Source organism: Pantoea sp. LMR881 (genome assembly GCF_027157825.1).
Classification (GTDB): Bacteria; Pseudomonadota; Gammaproteobacteria; order Enterobacterales; family Enterobacteriaceae; genus Pantoea; species Pantoea haifensis.
In genome coordinates this window covers 2476533-2496542 of the sequence record NZ_JAPVOK010000002.1, presented here as the reverse complement: position 1 = coordinate 2496542, position 20010 = coordinate 2476533, and the positions used below count along the sequence as shown (strand labels likewise).

Here is a 20010-nt window from a genome sequence, read left to right as displayed (position 1 = left end):
AAGCATCAATATTGCTGCAATTAAAGCTGCATTATCCGGCCCTGTTCCTGAAATCTGCTGGTGCATCTGCGCGCTTTAATAGTGCAGTTTAACTGAGCCGATCCAGCCAGCGCGCATACGCCTGATCCCATAATGCGGCTGGCGTTCCCGCTTTACCGAGGCCAAAACCATGCCCCCTTTACTGATTTGGATTAGCTCTACCGGTACCCGATTGCGGCGACAGGTATCACGCATGAGTTCAGTATTGAATGGATTTGAAGTGTGATCGTCTTCCGCCTGGGCCAAAAAAGTAGGCGGATAAGCCCGCGTCACATAATTTTGTACTGACCAGCTGGCCTCATCCTGCGGTGTGGCATTTTTGCCCACCATCATCAAATGGGTTGTGGTGTGTTGATAAGGCGCTTCCAGCGTAATAACAGGATAAATCAGGCCGACACTGTCTACTTTAGGCACCACTTCATCTAATGCATCTTGCGGTGCATAGGATCGATAAGCAGGCCGTGCGGCAGCCATACCCAGCAGATGCCCGCCAGCTGAAAACCCCAACACGTGCACTTTACGTTCGAACGAGCGCACCAGGCGAATGGCGCGCTGGGCATCCTGTAGCGGTGCCAGATGCCCGGCCTGCCATTTTTCATGCGGCAGTCGATAGCTGAGCACATAAGCGGTGTAGCCATTGGCATTTAACCAGCGCGCAACCGGCCAGGCTTCTCGCCCCATACCGATCCAGCGGTAGCCGCCACCCGCTGCAATCAGCACGGCTTCACCGTTAGGATTTTCTGGCCTGAAGCGTTGTATTGCCGGGCTGACGATATTGGACCAGGAACCGTTTTTACTGACATGCAGGTTGCCCGTTGGCCCGCCACCGCCTGGTGGATCGTCCGGCCAAAGCGGAATGACTTCATCGCGAGCAAACAAACTGCCGGTGGTCATGGAAAGCGCAACGGCTCCCGTGCCGAGAATAAAGCGTCGACGCGTAATCATAATGCCTGTTGATAAAATGCCTGTATGGACAGCAAGCCGTTGCGGCTTACCGAAGTGTCAGTATGTAATGCAAGTGCAGTGCCAAACGCAGGCGATTATGTACGCACTACCCGGTTGAAATCCATAAAAAACGCGCCCCGCAGGCGCGTTTATTCTTAATCCCACTGGCTTAATCTTCTTGCTGGAACTGGGTCAGGACTGTCTGTTCGCACTGCTGCTCATTGCTACGCAGCTTCGCTCGCTCGTCGTCGCCCAGTTGCAGCCAGGCACTGGCCACTTCATTTGCGGTCTCTTCATCAAACTGCGGTTGATTCAGGGCTGATGGAGACTGGCTTTGCGCCACATAAGTTTTCATTTTTTCGACATATTGATTGGCACTGGAAACCGACTGTTCACTGCTCACAATGTGACACAGTTGGCTGGCATAGACGTTTTGTTCGTTATCATTGGCTGCCAGTGCACTGCCGGAAACCAGCATGCCCAGCAGCAGAATTTGCCGCATTTTCATTGAATACTCCTGTTATTACGGGTTAAACCAAATCAGGGATTACGTTGCCGCGCTTCGAGCCGTCTTTCACGCCAGTTAAGCAGCGGCGTTACCGTTACGCCATGAATGACAATGCTGCTCACTACCAGCGTCAACGCCATATCTACCATCAGCTCAGCCTGCTCACCTTCCATGCCGTGTACCCAGGCAAAAGCGATATAGTTGAGACTGCCGATGCCGCGAATACCCAGCCAGCCAATCAGTAGGCGTTGTACCACCGGAATGCCTGCGCGGATCGTTACCAGCCACACCGCCAGAGGGCGCACCACCACAAACAGTAGCAGACCAAGCAGTACGCCGTAGATATTCCAGTGATGCGCCAGCGTGGCGCCCAGCACCACCATCATCAAAGCGGCCAGCAAACGCTCAATGGTATCGCCAAATGAGAGCACATCACCCACCACCAGGCCCACCGATTTCACCATATTGTTGTCTTGTTCATCCATGCGCGTATTGGGGTTGACCAGAGCTTCAGCGGGTAAATCGCGCTCTTTTTCACTCATGTCATCGGGTCGGTAACGTTTGAATACCCGTAGTTCAGCACGACGCAGGCCAACACCAGCAGCAAAGGCAGCAAGGAAGCCAGATGCGCCTAACCATTGCGCCAGCGAATAACTTAGCGCAATCAAAGCTAAAGCTAAAAAGTCGTTGTGCGCAATGTCGCCGTGCGCACTGCGCAGGGAGGTGACCATCAGACCGATTAAGCGCCCCAGCGTAAAGCCCATCAGCAGACCACCGCCGATCGCCCACAACAATTCTTTGGCAGTCCAGTGCGTCAACATCGCACCATTCAGGCTTTCGCCATTAAACAGCAATAACGCCAACACCAGCAGGGGTAGCGCGGAACCGTCATTCATCCCCGCTTCACTGGAAATGGCTACGCGCAATGCATCGTCATCACGCGCGTCATTCACTGAAATCAAACTGGCCAGTACCGGATCGGTAGGCGCAACGATGGCACCAAATGCCAGCGCAAGCGGCCAGTCGAAACCCATTATCCAGTGCATCAGCACTGTCATTGCCGCCACCGTCAGTAACATCGCCGGAAAGGCTAACCGCATACCTGTACGCCAGCTCCGGGATTTGAGCGGTAAACGCAATTTTAAGCCGGTAATAAACAGCGATGCTGCCATGGTGATTTCGGTAATGTGCGCCACCAGATCGGCATGTTTAAGAATATCGATATGCAGCACGCCGAACATCCACGGGCCGCACAGCAAACCCGTGACTAAAAAATACCAAATGATGTCACCGGGCCACGGTGTATCCAACCGGCGGCCAGTGACATGAGCAGCAACAGAAAGCCTGCTGCTGCTGTCCAGGCGAGAAAATGCATAACGCTCCGTTTTAATTTGAGTTTATTTCTAATCCTGGCACATTTATTGAAGAAATCAGTTTTTAAGATGACGACTGGCGATGCGCACCGCCAGGCTTGCTGCACCCGCCAAAGTGGAAAGCGCAACGACACCATTCCAGCCCCAGTGCGCCAATGCCAGGCTGCCCAATGCGGCACCGCTCGCCATGCCGATAAACACCACGGTAAACAGCAGCGCATTAAGGCGACTGCGCGCTTCCGGTGCCAGGCCATATACCAGCGTCTGATGCGCCACCAGGGTGGCCTGCACACCTAAATCAAAACCGATGGTGCTGAGTATGATCAGGGCGAGTTGACCCGGCATGGGCAGCAGCGGCAGCAGGAACATCAGAGCGAAAGAAACGGTCACCAGGGCGGCACCCACCTGGGTAACACGAGCCGGGCCGATGCGATCCGCAACGCTGCCTGCCAGTGGAGCGGCCAGTGCACCAGCGGCCCCGGCTAAACCAAAGGCTCCTGCCACGGCGCTATCGAAATGAAAACGTTCGCTGAGCATTAATGCCAGCGTTGACCAGAAGGCGCTGAACCCAACGGATAATAAACCCTGTGCCAGGGCGGCACGACGCAGCGTTTGATGATGACGCCACAAATGCGCCAGCGACAGCAGTAAACGGGGATAACTGACTGAAGTGCCAGGCGTAAACCGGGGCAGGACTCGCCACAGCGCCAGACTAATCAGCAAGACGGCCAGTGCAGCCAGTATGTACATGGTGCGCCAGCCGAAATATTCCGCCACCACGCCGCTGACAACCCGTGACAATAAAATACCCACCAGCAAGCCGGTCATAACAGTGCCTACTGTTTTACCACGGCTGCGTTCAGGTGCCAGCGCCGCTGAAGCGGGCACAATGTCCTGCGCGACAGTCGCCGTCAAACCGGTGACGAAACTGGCAATCAGCAGTGCGTTCAACCCACCGGAAAAACCACAAAGCAGTAGTGCAGCCATGAGCAGCAGGCCCTTGATCAAAATGATCGTGCGGCGATCGTGACGATCGCCCAGCGGCGCCAGTAATAAGATACCCAGTGCATAACCCGCCTGCGTCAGCATCGGCACCATACCCACCGCGCCGACACCTGCATTGAACTGTTTGCTAATGATGTCCAGCATCGGCTGGCTGTAATAAATCGACGCTACGCTCAGTCCGGCCCCGGCGGCCAGGGTAAAAACCAGCGGGCCGGGAAGGGCTGCGCGCTGTTCCGCTTTAATGCTATTCACTGCTGACATGATCTGTTCTCCTCAATGGTTGCGTTCATTAAAGCGCAGAGCGGCTATACGCGGTAGACTGGCATCAGGCAAAACCGTTATGCGTGCTACGTATGAATAATCAAAACAGCAGTGATCGTATTGAATTAATGCAAACTTTTATCCGTATCGTTGAGAGCGGCAGTTTATCAGCCGCTGCGGCGCAGTTAGGCACAACGCAACCCACCATTAGCCGTCGGTTACAGGCGCTGGAACAGCGGCTCGGGCTAAAGCTGATTCTGCGTACGACCCATGCGTTAAAGTTAACGGATGATGGTGAACGTTGTTATGCGCAGGCGCGTCAGCTAGTCGCAACCTGGCACGCATTAGAGGATGAACTAACTGGTGCGAGCGACGAGCCGGTGGGAACACTGCGGGTACGTGCGCCGCACGCATTTGGACAGGATCAGCTCATTGCACCCTTAACGGATTATTTACGACGCTATCCGCGTCTGAATGTCGAATGGATGCTGAACGATCGCACCCCGGACTTCATGGCTGAAAATGTCGACTGTGCGATTCAGGTCGGCGCACCGGGTGACGCCTCGATAGTTGCCATTCTGTTGGCTGAAGTGCCGCGCATCGTGGTGGCCTCACCTGCATTACTGGCTCAGCACGCCCCTGTTGAACAGGTTGAACAACTGGCTGATTTACCCTGGTTGGCCCTGACCAGTTTTTACCGTAACGAGATTGCGTTGCAGCGTATTCAGGATGGCCAGCCCGTTAATCTGCCCATTCAGCCAAGGCTGAGCAGCGACAGCTTATATGCAGTGCGTAAAGCTGCCTTATCCGGTATGGGTGCGGCGATTGCTTCCGCATGGGTGGTGCAGGACGATCTGGCGCAAGGACGGCTGATTCAACTGACACCAGCGTGGCAAGCGCCACCGCTGCCCATCTGGCTGACCTATCCATGGGCGAGCTATTACCCGGCAAGGTTAAGAAAATTTTTTGAGATGATTAAAGATGTGATGCCAACGCTGGCGGGAACCCGCCCCGCGTCGGGTTAGCGTTGAGAGTTCGCGCGCTGTTTCTCGCCCTCTTGCTGTGAGAGGGCTGGGGTGGGAGCATCAGCGCGCAGAGATGATCAATGATCTTTCTTATCACCGCGCGACATATTATCCAGATAGCCCATCACAAACGCTGACAGCACGAAGGTCAGGTGAATAATCACGTACCACATGAGTTTATCGTTAGCGACATTACGCGCTTCCATAAAGACACGCAGCAGGTGAATGGAAGAAATAGCAACAATCGAGGCGGCAACCTTATTTTTCAGCGAGCCAGAGTCCATTTTTCCCAGCCAGCTCAGCTTCTCTTTGTTTTCGCCAATATCGAGTTTAGAAACAAAGTTTTCGTAGCCCGACAGCATTACCATCACCAGCAGCCCCCTACCAGCGTCATATCCACCAGTGACAGCAGCAGCAGAATCAGATCGTTTTCCGCAATGCTGAAAATGTTGGGCAACAGGTGAAAGATTTCCTGAAAAAATTTAATGGTTAGCGCCAGCAATCCCAGCGAAAGACCAATGTAAACCGGAGCCAGCAACCAGCGCGATGCATACATCAGGTTTTCGGTAAAACGTTCCATACATTCCCAATAATAATGAAAAGAGTGAGGCAGTATAACTGATGAACTGTGAAGTTATTTCAATCCATCATGAGAAATTTCAAAGGGAACAGCCGCGATAATTACCGCCGCGCTGGCTGATGCGCCAGGGCTAAAGCAGATTGCCGGGAAAAAAATGAGGCCAGTGAACAAGCCCCATGTTCAGGCCACTTCAAGTGCCCAAATGCGATTGAGATCGACGTTAACCCACAGGTTGCTGTCTTCTGCACCCACGATGCTGTCAGTACAGAAACTGTCGCCAAGGTTGACGATTTCGGGTTTGATTTCGCGCTGCGCATGCAACGACCAAAAGACATGAACCTGCGGACGAAGCAGCGATGTTTCCCCTGCCTTAACCACCAGCGCAACGCGCCCTGACGCCAGGCGCACCAGCGATCCTACGGGATAAATACCAATAGTACGCACGAAGCTATGCAATAACTGGCTGTCAAAATGCCCGCGCCAGCCCAGCATATTGTGCATCGCCTCTGCGGGCGTCCAGCCTTTGCGATAAGGCCGTGTTGAGGTCAGTGCATCATAAACATCACATACCGCAGCCATACGCGAAAAGAGCGTAATTTCTTCCCCTTTCAAGCCGTGCGGATAGCCGCTACCGTCAAATTTTTCGTGGTGATGTAACGCGATATCCAGCAAATCGTGGCCTGCCCCCGCCTCCATCAAGATTTGCGCACCAACAATGGGATGCTGGCGCATAACGGTGAGCTCTTCTTCAGTCAGCTTGCCGGGTTTATTCAGAATATCCAGCGGCACGGCCGCTTTGCCGACGTCGTGTAATAGCCCACCCATGCCAACACGACGCAGTTGCTGTGCGTTCAAACCCACTTTTCTTCCCAGCGAGATCATCAGGCCGCACACGGCCATTGAGTGCAGATAGGTGTAGTCGTCGTGATTTTTCAAACGCGCAACGCTTAACAGGGCTGAGGGTTCACGTTCAATAGAGCCGGAAATTTCATCCACCAAATCGATCATATAAGAGAGATCGATACTATTGCCGAGGCGGGCTTCGTTAAACATTGCCAGTACCTGCGGTTTACCCTGTTGGAAAATCTGCTGCGCCTGATCTAATTCCTGAAAAAACGGCGTCTTAGCAATGGCTTTTTTTTCCTGTGGTTTAAGCGGAGCCTGAACCGATTTATTGATATCGACCCAGAGCTGATGTATGCCTTCGTTGCGTAGCAGCGCGATCTGCTGTGGATCGGTGATCAGCATTTGGTTACGAATGCGTGTGTCTTTGATCCACCAAACGTCCAGTTTGTGGATAAACATTCCCGGACGGAGTTCGTCAACGGTCATCAGCTTTAACACGATATCGCTCCATAATATCTGTGGGGGGTAAGGGAATATCGGCAATGGCAGAAATTTTCTTCAGGCAGAATTGTGCAATCTGTGTGGTAGGTCCTCTGGTCATTTGCGATCTGAGATCCCTCTCTCCCACCGGAGAGAGGATGGTGCTGGCTGACTCAAACGACACGTGTTAACACGGCATCGCCTCGCGCAAAAGCCTGTAAGTTTTCAAATACCAGATCTGCCATAGCGCCCATAGTTTCCTCTGTGCTGCTGGCAATGTGTGGCGTGATCACAACATTATCGCGTTGACGCAGCGCCTCCGGGACTTGTGGCTCTTGTTCAAACACATCCAGGCCGGCGCCGGCGATCTGACCCTTTTCTAATGCCTGAATCAGTGCCTGCTCATCAACAACGCTGCCGCGCGCAATATTGATCAAATAACTTTTTGGCCCGAGCGCCTGCAAAATGTCTGCATTAATCAGATGACGGGTTGCCGCTCCGCCTGGCAATGTCAGTACCAGAAAATCAGCGCGCTGCGCCAGTGACATAATGGTCTCATGGCGCGTAAACGGCACATCGGGTCGGGAGCGCGGCGTATAGTAGTGAATGTCCATACCAAACGCCTGCGCCCGTTTCGCCACCGCCTGGCCAATGTTGCCCAGCCCGACAATGCCACACACTTTGCCCCCTATTTTACAACTCAGCGGGAAGCGCCCCTGAGTCCATTTTCCTGCACGTGTGAAGCGATCGGCTTCACTGACGCGCCGCGCCACATCCAGCAACAGCGCCATACCCAAGTCGGCTACGCAGTCATTAAGCACTTCCGGCGTGTTGGTTACGATGATGTCACGCGCGCGCGCGGCTTCGATGTCGATAGCGTCATAGCCCACGCCGTTGCTGCAAATGACTTTAAGATTCGGCAACCGTTCAATTAATGCCGCAGAGGCCCCCATCACAGCGTTGCCGCTGGTGACGATGGCATCAATTTTTGATCCGATCTCATTCAGATATGCATTCTGATCTGCCGCTTCCCACAGGCGAAAGGTTGTAAACGTAGCCTCAAGATTTGCCATCAGGCGCGGCGGCAAAAACTTCCCTTTGATCAGCACATTAAATTGCTTTGATGCCATCTTCTTTCCCCTGTTTTTTGACATTTTGATGGGTTTGCTGCTCTTCACCGACGCGTTCAATCGGCCCCATCACGAACAAGAACAACACGGCGGCGACCACACAGTGCGCCCCCACAAAGGCCAGGCCGATGCTGTAACTGCCCGTCAGGCCAACGATGATGCCGAACAGCAGCGGCGTGGTGAAACCCGCAATATTGCCCACGCCGTTAAAAATAGCGCCTGCCAGACCCACGGCTTCTTTCGGCGCGGTATCGCTAATCACGGTCCAGGTTCCTGCCCCTGCCGCCACGCCTTTGCCAAAGAAAGCAAATGACATAATGGCGATAATGCCAACGTTGCTGGGGATGATGGCGGCGAGTGTCAGGCTGGCCGCCATCAGCATGCCAACGATATAGGGCGTTTTACGCGCCCAGGAAACGCTCCAGCCGTTTGCGATCAATTTGTCAGAGATATAACCGCCGCTAATGCCGCCCAGAAAACCAAACAGCGCCGGCGCGATGGTGGCTAAACCCGCATCAAGAATGTTCATTCCACGGGCCTGCACCAGATAGATAGGGAACCAGGTAATAAAAAAATAGCTCAGCGCGATGATGCAATATTGCCCAAGATAAGCGCACCACAACATGCGGTTAGTGAGGAGCTTTTTAAAGATTGCCTTGCTCAGTGCCGGACGCTCTTTCAACGTTTTTGCGGCATCGATATCCACCAGCCCGCCACCCTCTACAATATGGCGCAGCTCGCTTTCTGATACCCCCGGATGGTTACGTGGCTCACGCATGTAGGCCGCCCAGACGAATACGGCCAGCACGCCAATTCCGCCCAGCACGAAGAAAGGCCATTCCCAGCCGTAGCGGGATACCAGCCAGCCAGAAAGCGGGGAGAAAATCGCCACAGCGAAATATTGCGCCGAACTAAACAGTGACGACGCGCGACCGCGTTCCGCACCCGGAAACCACATGATCACAACGCGCGCATTCGCGGGAAAACTGGGGGCTTCAATCAGTCCGAGTAAAAAACGCAGGCCAAACATCAGCACCAGCGCGCCAGTCATGCCGCTGGAGAACTCGCCGACAAACCCCATCGCGATAGTCGATAACGACCAAAGGGCCAGCGTAACGCCATACACTTTCTTTGCACCGAAGCGATCTAAGAACAGCCCACCTGGGATCTGGCCGATCACGTAAGCCCAACTAAACGCCGACAGGATCAATCCAAGCTGGATCGCTGACAGACCAAATTCATCTTTGATCGCCGATCCTGAGATCGACAAGATCGAGCGATCGGCATAGGCCACTACCGATAAAAACAGGATGAGACCCAAAATCCAGATGCGAACATGGGTTGTTCGGGTAACGAGTTTATCTTTCAACATGAGGTGAATTCCTTAAAAGGGGCAGCTCCATGCCGCATAGTTTTTTTCAGGAATACCGCTGAGATTCCCTTGTGAAGGAAATATAGATAGGAGCCTAACTAAAGGTCATTGTGCGTTTGGTGAGATTGTCGGACGAGTTTGGTTATAATTTTGGCGTCTGCCACAACGTGCAGTGCGGCGCAGCACATAAGCTAACAAAGCAGACAATTTTTAATGAGGAATGTGCGCCAGATCGAAGAAACCGACCAGGGTTGAAGCTATGGGGGCCAACACCGCTGAGGTCGCGCAGCACGGAATAAAAAGCAGTAAATTAAAACGTTATTAATACGTTGCCCTGAAGTCGATGATGAAACAGGCCCGCAGCAATAGGTTGAACAAGGTAAATAAACAGCCGGGGCGGTGACATCGCCGCTCCGGCTGTTTATCAGACGTTTAACAGCTTTGCCATCATCACCACGTCATACAACTTGCCTTCACGCAGTGATGCCTGACGCCGTACCCCTTCCCGCTCAAAGCCGAGACGTTCATATAAGCGCAGTGCACGGTGATTATCGTGAAACACTTCCAGTTCGATGCGCGTTACGCCCAGCCAGTTTTGTGCATAATCGGTCGCCGTGCGAATCAGACGTTCACCCACACCCCGTCCCGCATAAGTCGGATCGACACCAATGCCAAAGCTGATACAGTGGCGCGTGCGCGGTTTATTATCCACAAACAGCGTTAACTCCCCTGCCATCTGGCCGTCAATTTCAGCAATAAAAGCGACATAGCCCTCCGCATCCATTTTTATAAATTTCTTTTCCCACGTGGCTACGCTTGGATAAGGCAACTGCAGTGTCCAGGGGTAAACGTCAGGGTGACTGTACAGACGCTGGTAAGCGGCAGCATCATGCGGTTCACGTCCACGAACGGTAATTTCCATAGCGTCTCCTGTTAGCCAATCATCTTTATTGCACTAAGCTGTACTCTTCAGCGCACAGAAAGAGTGTTTCTATGTTGTATCGCCGTTTTGAACGTTTTATCAATGTTTTTCAGGATGCGCCCAGCGAAACACCGCCCGCGCAAGTGTGGCACTTTTATGCTTATTACCTGCGCCAGGTCTGGCCAAGTTTTGTCGCGCTACTGGTGGTAGGTCTGGCTTCAGCTCTGATTGAAGTGGCGCTGTTCAGCTATTTGAGCCGCATTATCGATATGGTTAACAACTCTACGCCTGCCAGCCTGTTTAGTGAAAACTGGCCCACTTTACTGTGGATGGGGTTTGTTGCCCTGATCCTGCGCCCAATATTTGTTGCGCTGCATGACATGCTGGTTCATCAAAACATCAACCCCAACATGACCAGCATGCTGAACTGGCAGCACCATAATCATTTACTGCGACAAAGCTTAAACTTCTTCCAGAACGATTTTGCCGGTCGTATCGCCCAGCGCATAATTCAAACCGGCAATGCACTCCGTGATTCGGCAGTCCAGCTGGCGGAGGCCATCTGGCATGTGCTGATTTATGTCATCACTTCGCTGGTGCTGTTTGCAGAAGTTGACTGGCGCTTAATGATACCTCTCATCATCTGGATCCTGGCTTACAGCGCCTCGTTGCGCTACTTCGTGCCGCGCGTTAAAGCGCGCTCTGTTATATCCGCCCAGGCTCGCTCGAAACTCATGGGCACAATTGTTGATGGTTATACCAATATTGCGACCATTAAACTCTTCGCACACAGTAAGTTAGAACGCAAGTACGCACGCCAGGCGATTCAGGAACTGACGGAAAAATCCCACTTTACCAGCCGTATGGTCAGTGGCATGGATATCACGCTCTCCGCGCTAAACGGCCTGCTGATCGTATCAACGTCAGGGCTGGCACTCTGGTTGTGGAGTCAGTCGCTGATCAGCGTAGGTGCCATTGCGCTGACCAGCGGGTTAGTGATTCGCCTGGTTAACATGTCTGGCTGGATCATGTGGGTTGTTAACGGCATCTTTGAAAACATTGGCATGGTGCAGGATGGCGTAACGACAATTGCCCAGCCCATTAGCGTGCAGGATGCGCCACAGGCGCAGGCACTCAAAGTGCCACACGGCAATATTCGCTTTGAAAATGTTATCTTCGATTATGGTGATGGCCGTCAGGTGATTAATCGCCTTAATCTCGACATCAGACCGGGCGAGAAGATCGGCCTGATTGGCCCGTCTGGTGCCGGGAAATCGACGCTGGTAAATCTGTTGCTGCGCCTGTATGACCTGAATGGCGGGCGCATCATGATTGATGACCAGGATATCGCGGAAGTGACGCAGGAGAGTCTGCGCAGCCAGATTGGCATGATCACACAGGATACGTCGCTGCTGCACCGTTCGATTCGTGAGAATCTGTTGTATGGCCGCCCGGATGCCAGCGAGGAGGAGTTACTCACGGCTATTCATCGCGCCCGTGCAGACGAATTTATTCCGCTGCTTTCCGATACACAAGGCCGCACCGGGCTGGATGCCCAGGTAGGTGAGCGCGGCGTCAAGCTCTCCGGTGGTCAGCGCCAGCGTGTCGCCATTGCACGTGTACTGCTAAAAGATGCGCCGATCCTGATCATGGATGAAGCGACCTCCGCGCTCGACTCGGAAGTGGAAGCGGCTATCCAGGAAAGCCTCGAATCGTTGATGGAAGGTAAAACGGTGATTGCTATTGCGCACCGCTTGTCCACCATTGCCAAAATGGATCGTTTAGTGGTGCTGCAAAAAGGTGAAATTGTTGAGATAGGTAGCCACCACGAACTGCTGGAGAAAAACGGGCTGTACGCCCGCTTGTGGCAGCATCAGACTGGGGGATTTGTCGGCGTCGATTAATCGCCTCGTCGATAAGGCAAGGCATCGCGCGCCTCATCAGCCCATGCGCGCATGCCCTCCCTTTCCTGCTGAAGAAAGTCGTCAACGGCATCACGCAATCCCGGATGCAATAAGTAATGCCATGATTGCGTAATTTGTGGCTCAAAGCCGCGCACCAGCTTGTGTTCTCCCTGCGCGCCTGCATCGAAACGCTGCAATCCTTCGGCAATCGCAAAATCCATTCCCTGATAGAAACAGGTTTCAAAGTGCAGCCGATCAAATTCAGCCAGACAGCCCCAGTAACGCCCATACAGCGTGGTACTGTCCTTCAGATAAAACGCCATTGCCGCCGGTTGCTGTTGTAGATGCGCAATCACCACATGAATATTTTGCGGCATACGCTCTGCCAGCAAGCTGAAGAAATCGCGCGTTAAATAGGGACGCTGTCCACGCACCGCGTAGGTGTTGGCGTAGCAGGTATAAACAAAGTCCCACTGATCCTCACGCAGCCGATCACCCTTATAGCCGCTAAATTCAAATCCACTCTGTAACATCTGTTCGCGCTCTTTACGCAACTGTTTACGCTTGCGCGACATCAGCGTATCGAGAAAATCCTGGAAATCACGATAGCCGCGATTGTGCCAGTGATACTGGCAGCCGAGCCGCGCCAGCCAGTCAGGTGCGTTTTCCAGCAGCAGGTTAGCCTGTGCGTCGGTAAAGTTTATGTGCGCTCCGCTCAGGCCATTTCTCAGTAGCGTGTCTGGCAAGGCGGCCAGCAGTTGCTCTGCGGCACCCGGATTGCCCAGTAAGCGTGCGCCGGTCACCGGACTATAGGGGATCGCACCGAGCCATTTTGGATAATAGCGAATACCTGCCCGCTGGCTGGCATCCGCCCATGCATGGTCAAATACATATTCGCCCCACGAATTGCGTTTGCGATAACCCGGTATCGCTGCCGTGAGCAGGCCGTTCTCGCGCCACAGCAGGTGATCGGGCTGCCAGCCCGTTTCAGCGCGCACACTGCCGCTTTCCTCAAGCGTGAGTAAAAAGGCATGGCGTAAAAAAGGCTGATCGTCAGGTAACAGCGCATCCCACTCGGCGGCAGAGACCTCTGCTAACGAAGAAAGGTGAAACAGCGACATTAACAACTCCAGACAAGAACGGGAAAGATCAGTCAAGCAGGTTTTGCTGCACAGGGAAAGCATCAGGGCACGCAATGTGAAGGCTGCGGGCCACTGGCACACGCCGTATACTCAGCAGAGATGATGACGGCCAGAGAATAAGATGGATCGACTCGATTGTGACCGAATGTTTGTGGCGGTGCTGGAAACGGGGAGCTTTTCTGCCGCGGCGATGCGACTGGGCACCAGCAGCGGCCAGGCTTCTAAACTGGTATCAAAACTGGAGCAGCAGCTTGGCGTACAGCTATTCAAACGCAGCACCCGTGCACTGTCGCCGACTGACGTCGGGCAGACCTATTATGAACGTGTAAAACATTTGCTGGAGGCTTTCGATACGCTTGACGCCACGGTGCGTGAAAGTGCCAGCACGCCCACAGGCCGCCTGAAGATAAGCGCGCCCGGTACGTTTGGTACCGCCGTGCTCTCTGCCGTACTGGTTGCCTTTGCTAAGCGTTATCCGCTGATTGAACTGGATGTGAGTTTTTCTGATCGCGCCGTGAATATTGTCGACGAAGGGTTTGATTTAGCGATTCGTATTGGCAATCTGAGTGACAGTAGTCTGATTGCGCGCAAGCTGGGCGAGGTGCATGTGCGCGTTGCCGCCGCGCCGGTCTATTTAGAACAGTTCGGCACGCCGCAGCACTGGCGTGACATCGCTCAACATCAATGTATTACGGACACCAATTTTCGCGATCCCTGGCACTGGCCGTTCGCCAGTTGTCACGGCGAAATAGTCACGATACCGATCCGGGGCCGTTTAAGATTTGCGAACACCGAGGCCTGTCTGCAAGCTGCGGTAGCCGGGTTGGGCATTGCCCGGCTACCCGGTTTTATTGCCGCTCCCGCCGTGCAGCGCGGAGACATTGTTCCGTTGCTGGAAAATTTTGAGATCCCCCGCTCGGACTGTTTGCACTCTACCCACCGGCTCGTCATCTGGCACAAAAATCACGCCTGTTAATCGATTTTTTAGTGGATCACTTTGTGCACTACCCGCTTAGCTGATTCCTTCCAAAATGGAAGGGATCATTACCGCTTTGCCCGGATTATCACCAAACGGGTCGCACGTTAAGCTGCCACTCATTATCAATGAGGAGTGATGCGATGTTAGTGAACGGTAAGTGGAGTGCAGAATGGCATCCGGTGCAGGCCACCGATAAACAAGGCGGTTTTGTCCGTCAAACCTCTTCTTTTCGTCACTGGATCAGCAGCGATGGATCAACTGAGTTCGCTGCCGAACCGGATCGTTATCATCTTTATGTGGCACTGATCTGCCCGTGGGCATCGCGGACATTAATCGCCCGCAAGCTTAAAGGATTAACATCGCTGATTAGCGTCTCCGTGGTTGAACCCCGGTTAGGCGAACAAGGCTGGCGCTTCGGTGATTATCCCGGCGCAAACCGTGACACGCTAAATAACGCTGAATACCTTTACGAACTCTATACGCGCGCGGAGGCTGGCTTCACCGGTCGCGCTACCGTTCCGGTGCTGTGGGACAAACAGAACGGCACTATCGTCAGTAACGAATCGGCTGATATTGTGCGCATGTTTAACAGCGGTTTTGGCACCCGGCAGATAACCGTATTGATCTCTATCCTGACAATTTGCGCAGCGAGATTGATGCGCTGAATGAGCAGATCTATCCGCGGCTGAACAATGGCGTCTATCGCACGGGCTTCGCCACCACGCAAATCAGTTATCAGCAGGCGTTTAACGATGTGTTTGCCCAACTGGATGAACTGGAGCAGCGACTCAGTGATGGCCGTACTTTCCTGCTGGGCGAGCGCATTACGGAAGCCGATATCCGGCTGTTTGTTACTCTGATCCGTTTCGATGCGGCTTATCATGGCTTATTTAAATGTAATCAACGTCGGCTGCGTGACTATCCGTTGCTCAATCGCTATCTGAAAAGTATGTTGTCCGTCTCTGGCATACGTGAAACGGTGAATATCGATCATATCAAACAGGGTTACTACTCTATTAAGGCGCTAAACCCAAACGGCATTGTGCCTGCGGGACCAGATATGAGTGATTACGGCTTTTAAGGAGTCAACAATGGCAAAAGCGTTGGTTGTTTTTCTGCATGGTGTAGGCAGCGATGGCGATGATCTCGCACCGATTGGACAACACTGGATGCCCTTATTGCCCGATGTTGTGTTTGCTGCCCCCAATGCACCCTACGCTTTTGAGCAGGGTTTTGGCTATCAGTGGTTTAGCCTGACGGATGTGACGGTTGAAAATCGCCCTCAACGCGTGCGTGAGGCCCGTGCCGCCTTTGATGCCACGCTCAGCGAGATGATGGCGCAGCACGACCTGGCGAATCAGTGGGAAAAATTGATTCTGGTTGGCTTCTCTCAAGGCTCGATTATGGCGCTGGATGCGCTGGCTGAGGGACGTTATCCGCTGGCAGGCGTGGTTGCCTTCTCAGGTCGCCTGGCGTTCGATGGTGCGCTGACGCCACGGCCCTATACGCCTGCACTGCTGATACATGGGCGTGCGGATGAGGTTATTCCGTGGCGTGAAAGCGAATCGGCGGCGTTGCGGCTGAAAAGTGCCGACGTGCCTACCGAAACGCTGTTTGAACCAACAACCGGCCACACCATTTCATCACAAGGTGTAATGCGCGCCGCAGCGTTTATCGCTCAGTGTTTGCAGGATTAAGACCAGTAACGATTTAGCGCACGCCACGCCTGTTGAGCAGCCTCGGCAGGCGGCAAGCGTTTTAGCGCGTCATTAAAGACTTCAATACCCACCGGTCCCTGATAGCCTGCGCTTTTCAACTTATCGACAAAATGCTCGATTTCGATAATGCCGTCGCCTGGTAATAAACGCTGATGACGCGCCATATCCATCAGCGCCTCTTTGTTCTGCGACGGTTTTTCAGCCATGTCGCATAACTGCACTTCATAAATGCGATCGGCAGGAATGCCATCCAGTTGTGACGCATCGCCACCCAGCGCACAGATGTGGAACAGGTCAATGACCAAACCGATGTTGGGCTGATCGAGCCGCTGCAAGCGTTCCCAGGCCAGGGCAAACTATTATCAACACGACACCACGCCATCGGCTCATACATGATGCGCATGTTGTAACGTGCCGCTTCGGAAGCCATCCAGCGCAAGTCATCGTCGATGCGTTCAGCGATACAATCTTCACGTGTTGTCGCCGGGGCCTGAATAGTGTCGCAGCCCAGTGCCTGAGCAATCTGGATAAACTGCCGCAGCTCTTCGCGCTTCTGAACCCGTAAGCCATCCGATGCGCCGGTAAAATCGCGCAAAACTTGCAGGTTAGTAAAACCAATCTGCTGCTGACCGGCAAACTGCGCTAACGCTGCTGCACCTTGTTCGCAGGCTTGCACATCCTCACGCCAAATTTCGACCTGGTCAAAACCTGCAGCCCGTGCCGCCTGTAATTTCTGCGCAGGCCCACCGTTTAACAGCACCAGGTTAAGGAATTTAGGGTTGTGGCTCATCAACGTGCTCCTTAATCGTCCGGAATAATCGGTGACTGTGTCTGATACTGTCGCGCCTGGTCGTGCCGCGCTTTACAGAACCTGACACAGTATCTACCTCTGAAGGGTTATTTCAAGCGCGATGTGATAAAGGGGTTTAGCCCAGCGCATTCACCAGCGCAAAACCGGCAAACGTCATCAGCAATGAACCGACAACATGGATCAGTACACTCGACATGGCCCAAAGGTATTTACCTGATTGTAGCAGCACGACAATTTCAGCAGAAAAGGTCGAAAAAGTGGTCAGGCCGCCACACAGGCCGGTGACGATCAGCAGCTTCCAGGCTTGATCAATATGCGGATGTTTAACGAACCACGCCAGCGCGGCACCAATAATGAAACCGCCCGTCAGGTTAACCATTAAGGTGCCGGGCGGCAGACTGGGGAACAGTGCGTTGAAACGTAGCGAAATTAACCAGCGTAATGAGCAACCGACTGCGCCGCCGATCATAACGGCGAAAAGAGACTTCAACATGGAACAGGCTCCTGATGGCTGTTTAAGTGCAGGGCCAGTGTGACGGGAAACATACTGCCTGACACATCCGCTCCTGCAACAAGATTACGGTTTATGTCAGGCGTCATCAGCTGCGAGTAATACCCGCAGGCGGTTGGAGATGGTGGAGCGCCCTTATCTTAAGCCGATGATAATACGATGTAATGTATAGGCTGGCAACTCAGCAAACAGAAAAATATACTTAAAAAAGAGCGGCATCCTCGGGCATTATTATTTTTCTGGCACGGCAAAATCTCTTTTTTCCCTTTGCGTTTCATTTACGCAGGCATTATTCGCAGAGAAAGATGGGCCTATAGAATAATAATCATCACTGTTAGGCATAATAAAATCAAGCTTATCTAAAAAGACATTATACTTATTTATTTTCTGAAAACTCTCATCTATCTTTTTGCTATAACTGGTTTTATCTGCACTGTGACAAGTGTTGTTCATTTTGTAATTATTCACCTGTAGGGTAAAAGACGCATGTATATTTTTAAATGAAATAATCTTGTGAGCTAATGTCGCATATTTTGGCGCATGTAGCGCCAGCTTAAAAGCAGCATTGCTGCTATTACAAAGCGTTGCCCGTAAATAATTAACTATTTGCATATCATCCTCATGCATGTGAGTGAATTACCGCAAACGCTCGCGGCAGTTCACTGATTTAAAATGTAAAAATTAAGATACCTGCCAGAATTTAATGGTAATCAAATTATCACGATCTCTTTTCATACTGATATAAGGGGCCTGATAATGCTTAATCCTGTATTTTTAGCAGCATCGAAAGCGTGTACAATAATAATTCTGCTTTATACGTTAAGGGATGATTTGGGAACATTTTCCGTCCACACTAAAACGGGTATACTTAAACCTTTCGTTAAGGCAGCATTTTCACGCATCGGCTGTTGATTTTTTATATCCGTAACATTCATTCTATTCCAGTGAACATTTTTCCACGATGAAGAAACCGTTAACTCATTAGCAAAATCATGCTTAACGTTAATTTCAGACAGGCCTTTCAAAAAAGAATCATACTTCTTTATTTCATTGGCCACTTTATTTTCTTTGGATTGCTTTAAATAAGCGCGTGACAGAGGTGAATGATGCTGCACTTTATTAAAAGATTGCAGCTTTAATTTGGCCCTACTATTTTTAGCTGAGATAATACTTTTTGCCAGATTGGCATACTTTGGTGAGTCTACGGCAAGGTTATATGCAGCAATACTACTATTACAAAGCGTTGCACGAAGGTAACTGACTATAGGCATATAATATCCTGATTTTCAAGAGTAAGTTTAACGGCATATCACTAATTACTTTATTGATTATTGAGATAATAAAATATTAAAAAACGCCTGGGACTGCCTTAATCTCAGTGGCATACTGAAATATAACAGACCGCATCACTTGTTTTACTGGTTTAAAATCAATAAGTTAAATACAAAAGGCACTGTTGCTCATTTTTTATCTTGAGTTTAAAACAGAAAAATTGATCACATATCGATAAACCTGTGGTGGAAAGCTAATGCGTACCCTGATTTTTGATACTGATATCGGTGTTGATGACGCTTTTGCGCTGGCCTATGCGGCACGCACGCAGCGTTTGCTGGGCATCACCACGGTTTTTGGCAACGTTGCTGTCGGTCAGGCGACAAAAAATGCGCGCCTGTTTTGCGAAAAAATAGCAATCAGAGTGCCGGTTTTTCGCGGTTGTTCACGCCCGCTGGCTCTCGCGCCGAGTGCACCCGCGAAGCTGCATGGTGAAGATGGTCTGGGTGATGTGTTTGAAAACCCCTACAGCGACCAGGCACCCGGCGCAGTGCAATTCATCATCGATAGCGTGCGTGCGCAGCCACATGAGATCACGTTAGTGGCGATCGGCCCGTTGACCAATATCGCCAGCGCCATTAATCAGGCGCCGGATATTGTTTCGCTGGTGAAAGAGGTGGTGATTATGGGTGGTGCGTTTGGCACCGGGGGACATTCAGGCAACGTTACGCCATTCAGCGAATTTAATATGTGGAAAGATCCCCACGCTGCCGATCAGGTGCTCTCATCAGCCCTGCCCATTGTACTGATACCTTTAGATGTCACACATAAAGTTCTGATCCGTCAGGAAGAAGTACAGCAGCTCAACCAACCGGTACTGAGCGCCATCTGCCAACCCTATCTTGCCTACAGTCTGGCAAAAGAAGGGTTTGCAGGCATGGCGCTGCATGACACCCTGACCCTGTCATGGCTCTGCATACCTGATGCCTTTACGCTGGCAGAAAGCCCGCTGCGCGTGATAACCGAAGGGATCGCCAGTGGTCAGACGGTGCGTAAACGCAGCGCGCTGGCATCACGTGAAGATGCGTTTCACGGCCTGCCTGCGCAGCGCATCGCCCTGGATGTGGATGCAGAAGCGGTGCGCACGCACTTCTTTTCTACGCTTGGCGCGGGATAATCCCTATCGC

The 20010-nt window shown here is 52.2% G+C and carries 14 protein-coding genes and 6 pseudogenes; 6 read left to right on the top strand and 14 right to left on the bottom strand.

All coding sequences use genetic code 11. From position 1 onward, the window contains the following. Nucleotides 1-88: 88 nt before the first annotated feature. The 4 genes and pseudogenes from O3W44_RS13525 to O3W44_RS13510 all read right to left on the bottom strand — a co-directional run bounded on the left by O3W44_RS13525 (nucleotide 89) and on the right by O3W44_RS13510 (nucleotide 4131). Nucleotides 89-984 (bottom strand): annotated as a pseudogene (locus tag O3W44_RS13525) (alpha/beta hydrolase). A gap of 169 nt (nucleotides 985-1153) precedes the next feature. After that, the gene (locus O3W44_RS13520; protein WP_269293469.1) at nucleotides 1154-1492 is read right to left on the bottom strand and encodes a hypothetical protein; all 339 of its coding nucleotides are present in this window, start codon (nucleotides 1490-1492) and stop codon (nucleotides 1154-1156) included. Between the two features lie 32 nt (nucleotides 1493-1524). Beyond that, nucleotides 1525-2867, bottom strand: a pseudogene (locus O3W44_RS13515) (cation:proton antiporter). 55 nt (nucleotides 2868-2922) lie between these two features. After that, nucleotides 2923-4131, bottom strand: a complete 1209-nt coding sequence (locus tag O3W44_RS13510; protein ID WP_269293468.1) for an MFS transporter — start codon at nucleotides 4129-4131, stop codon at nucleotides 2923-2925. Nucleotides 4132-4223: 92 nt separating this feature from the next. Here O3W44_RS13510 and O3W44_RS13505 point away from each other — a divergent pair, with 92 nt between their 5' ends. After that, the gene (locus O3W44_RS13505) at nucleotides 4224-5156 is read left to right on the top strand and encodes a LysR family transcriptional regulator (protein ID WP_269293467.1); all 933 of its coding nucleotides are present in this window, start codon (nucleotides 4224-4226) and stop codon (nucleotides 5154-5156) included. Between the two features lie 77 nt (nucleotides 5157-5233). Here the strand turns inward: O3W44_RS13505 and O3W44_RS13500 are convergent. From O3W44_RS13500 to O3W44_RS13480, 5 genes and pseudogenes are all read right to left on the bottom strand, one after another. After that, a pseudogene (locus tag O3W44_RS13500) lies at nucleotides 5234-5736 on the bottom strand (TIGR00645 family protein). Nucleotides 5737-5916: 180 nt separating this feature from the next. Continuing rightward, nucleotides 5917-7080 carry an HD-GYP domain-containing protein gene (locus O3W44_RS13495; RefSeq protein WP_269293466.1) on the bottom strand — a complete coding sequence of 388 codons (1164 nt, stop codon included), beginning with the start codon at nucleotides 7078-7080 and terminating at the stop codon, nucleotides 5917-5919. A gap of 155 nt (nucleotides 7081-7235) precedes the next feature. After that, nucleotides 7236-8192: a 2-hydroxyacid dehydrogenase gene (locus O3W44_RS13490; RefSeq protein WP_269293464.1), complete on the bottom strand. Its 957-nt coding sequence runs from the start codon at nucleotides 8190-8192 to the stop codon at nucleotides 7236-7238. Continuing rightward, nucleotides 8173-9564 carry an MFS transporter gene (locus O3W44_RS13485; RefSeq protein WP_269293463.1) on the bottom strand — a complete coding sequence of 464 codons (1392 nt, stop codon included), beginning with the start codon at nucleotides 9562-9564 and terminating at the stop codon, nucleotides 8173-8175. The genes O3W44_RS13490 and O3W44_RS13485 overlap by 20 nt, the downstream gene beginning before the upstream one ends. A gap of 424 nt (nucleotides 9565-9988) precedes the next feature. Further along, nucleotides 9989-10486 (bottom strand): GNAT family N-acetyltransferase, encoded by a 498-nt coding sequence (locus O3W44_RS13480; RefSeq protein ID WP_269293462.1) that lies wholly within the window; start codon nucleotides 10484-10486, stop codon nucleotides 9989-9991. A gap of 71 nt (nucleotides 10487-10557) precedes the next feature. On the opposite strand from O3W44_RS13480, the gene O3W44_RS13475 reads away from it, so the two are divergent. Further along, nucleotides 10558-12390, top strand: a complete 1833-nt coding sequence (locus O3W44_RS13475) for an ABC transporter ATP-binding protein (protein ID WP_269293461.1) — start codon at nucleotides 10558-10560, stop codon at nucleotides 12388-12390. On the opposite strand, the gene O3W44_RS13470 is transcribed toward O3W44_RS13475, so the two are convergent. Beyond that, complete coding sequence (locus O3W44_RS13470; RefSeq protein ID WP_269293460.1) at nucleotides 12387-13511, bottom strand: GNAT family N-acetyltransferase; 1125 nt, start codon at nucleotides 13509-13511, stop codon at nucleotides 12387-12389. The two genes, O3W44_RS13475 and O3W44_RS13470, sit on opposite strands and share 4 nt — an antisense overlap. A gap of 142 nt (nucleotides 13512-13653) precedes the next feature. On the opposite strand from O3W44_RS13470, the pseudogene O3W44_RS13465 reads away from it, so the two are divergent. The 3 genes and pseudogenes from O3W44_RS13465 (at nucleotide 13654) to O3W44_RS13455 (ending at nucleotide 16208) form a co-directional block, all read left to right on the top strand. Continuing rightward, nucleotides 13654-14552, top strand: a pseudogene (locus tag O3W44_RS13465) (LysR family transcriptional regulator). Between the two features lie 99 nt (nucleotides 14553-14651). Continuing rightward, a pseudogene (locus O3W44_RS13460) lies at nucleotides 14652-15592 on the top strand (glutathione S-transferase family protein). Nucleotides 15593-15602: 10 nt separating this feature from the next. Then, nucleotides 15603-16208 carry an alpha/beta hydrolase gene (locus O3W44_RS13455; protein WP_269293459.1) on the top strand — a complete coding sequence of 202 codons (606 nt, stop codon included), beginning with the start codon at nucleotides 15603-15605 and terminating at the stop codon, nucleotides 16206-16208. Here the strand turns inward: O3W44_RS13455 and O3W44_RS13450 are convergent. The 4 genes and pseudogenes from O3W44_RS13450 to O3W44_RS13435 form a co-directional block, all read right to left on the bottom strand. Continuing rightward, a pseudogene (locus O3W44_RS13450) lies at nucleotides 16205-17019 on the bottom strand (sugar phosphate isomerase/epimerase family protein). The gene O3W44_RS13455 and the pseudogene O3W44_RS13450 overlap by 4 nt on opposite strands. A 136-nt stretch (nucleotides 17020-17155) precedes the next feature. Further along, nucleotides 17156-17533: a fluoride efflux transporter CrcB gene (gene crcB, locus O3W44_RS13445; RefSeq protein WP_269293458.1), complete on the bottom strand. Its 378-nt coding sequence runs from the start codon at nucleotides 17531-17533 to the stop codon at nucleotides 17156-17158. 249 nt (nucleotides 17534-17782) lie between these two features. Beyond that, nucleotides 17783-18163, bottom strand: a complete 381-nt coding sequence (locus tag O3W44_RS13440) for a hypothetical protein (protein WP_269293457.1) — start codon at nucleotides 18161-18163, stop codon at nucleotides 17783-17785. 200 nt (nucleotides 18164-18363) lie between these two features. Beyond that, nucleotides 18364-18822 (bottom strand): hypothetical protein, encoded by a 459-nt coding sequence (locus O3W44_RS13435; protein WP_269293456.1) that lies wholly within the window; start codon nucleotides 18820-18822, stop codon nucleotides 18364-18366. A 257-nt stretch (nucleotides 18823-19079) separates the two neighbouring features. Between O3W44_RS13435 and O3W44_RS13430 the strand changes: the two genes are divergently transcribed. Further along, complete coding sequence (locus O3W44_RS13430; protein WP_269293455.1) at nucleotides 19080-20000, top strand: nucleoside hydrolase; 921 nt, start codon at nucleotides 19080-19082, stop codon at nucleotides 19998-20000. The last annotated feature ends 10 nt before the right edge of the window (nucleotides 20001-20010 follow it).

Bases quoted from the DNA above. Each gene is read 5' to 3' on its own strand.
- O3W44_RS13485 (WP_269293463.1), bottom strand. From the start codon at position 9,564: ATGTTGAAAGATAAACTCGTTACCCGAACAACCCATGTTCGCATCTGG.
- O3W44_RS13505 (WP_269293467.1), top strand. From the start codon at position 4,224: ATGAATAATCAAAACAGCAGTGATCGTATTGAATTAATGCAAACTTTT.
- crcB (WP_269293458.1), bottom strand. From the start codon at position 17,533: ATGTTGAAGTCTCTTTTCGCCGTTATGATCGGCGGCGCAGTCGGTTGC.
- O3W44_RS13440 (WP_269293457.1), bottom strand. From the start codon at position 18,163: ATGCAAATAGTTAATTATTTACGGGCAACGCTTTGTAATAGCAGCAAT.
- O3W44_RS13470 (WP_269293460.1), bottom strand. From the start codon at position 13,511: ATGTCGCTGTTTCACCTTTCTTCGTTAGCAGAGGTCTCTGCCGCCGAG.
- O3W44_RS13435 (WP_269293456.1), bottom strand. From the start codon at position 18,822: ATGCCTATAGTCAGTTACCTTCGTGCAACGCTTTGTAATAGTAGTATT.
- O3W44_RS13455 (WP_269293459.1), top strand. From the start codon at position 15,603: ATGGCAAAAGCGTTGGTTGTTTTTCTGCATGGTGTAGGCAGCGATGGC.
- O3W44_RS13430 (WP_269293455.1), top strand. From the start codon at position 19,080: ATGCGTACCCTGATTTTTGATACTGATATCGGTGTTGATGACGCTTTT.
- O3W44_RS13480 (WP_269293462.1), bottom strand. From the start codon at position 10,486: ATGGAAATTACCGTTCGTGGACGTGAACCGCATGATGCTGCCGCTTAC.
- O3W44_RS13475 (WP_269293461.1), top strand. From the start codon at position 10,558: ATGTTGTATCGCCGTTTTGAACGTTTTATCAATGTTTTTCAGGATGCG.
- O3W44_RS13510 (WP_269293468.1), bottom strand. From the start codon at position 4,131: ATGTCAGCAGTGAATAGCATTAAAGCGGAACAGCGCGCAGCCCTTCCC.
- O3W44_RS13490 (WP_269293464.1), bottom strand. From the start codon at position 8,192: ATGGCATCAAAGCAATTTAATGTGCTGATCAAAGGGAAGTTTTTGCCG.
- O3W44_RS13520 (WP_269293469.1), bottom strand. From the start codon at position 1,492: ATGAAAATGCGGCAAATTCTGCTGCTGGGCATGCTGGTTTCCGGCAGT.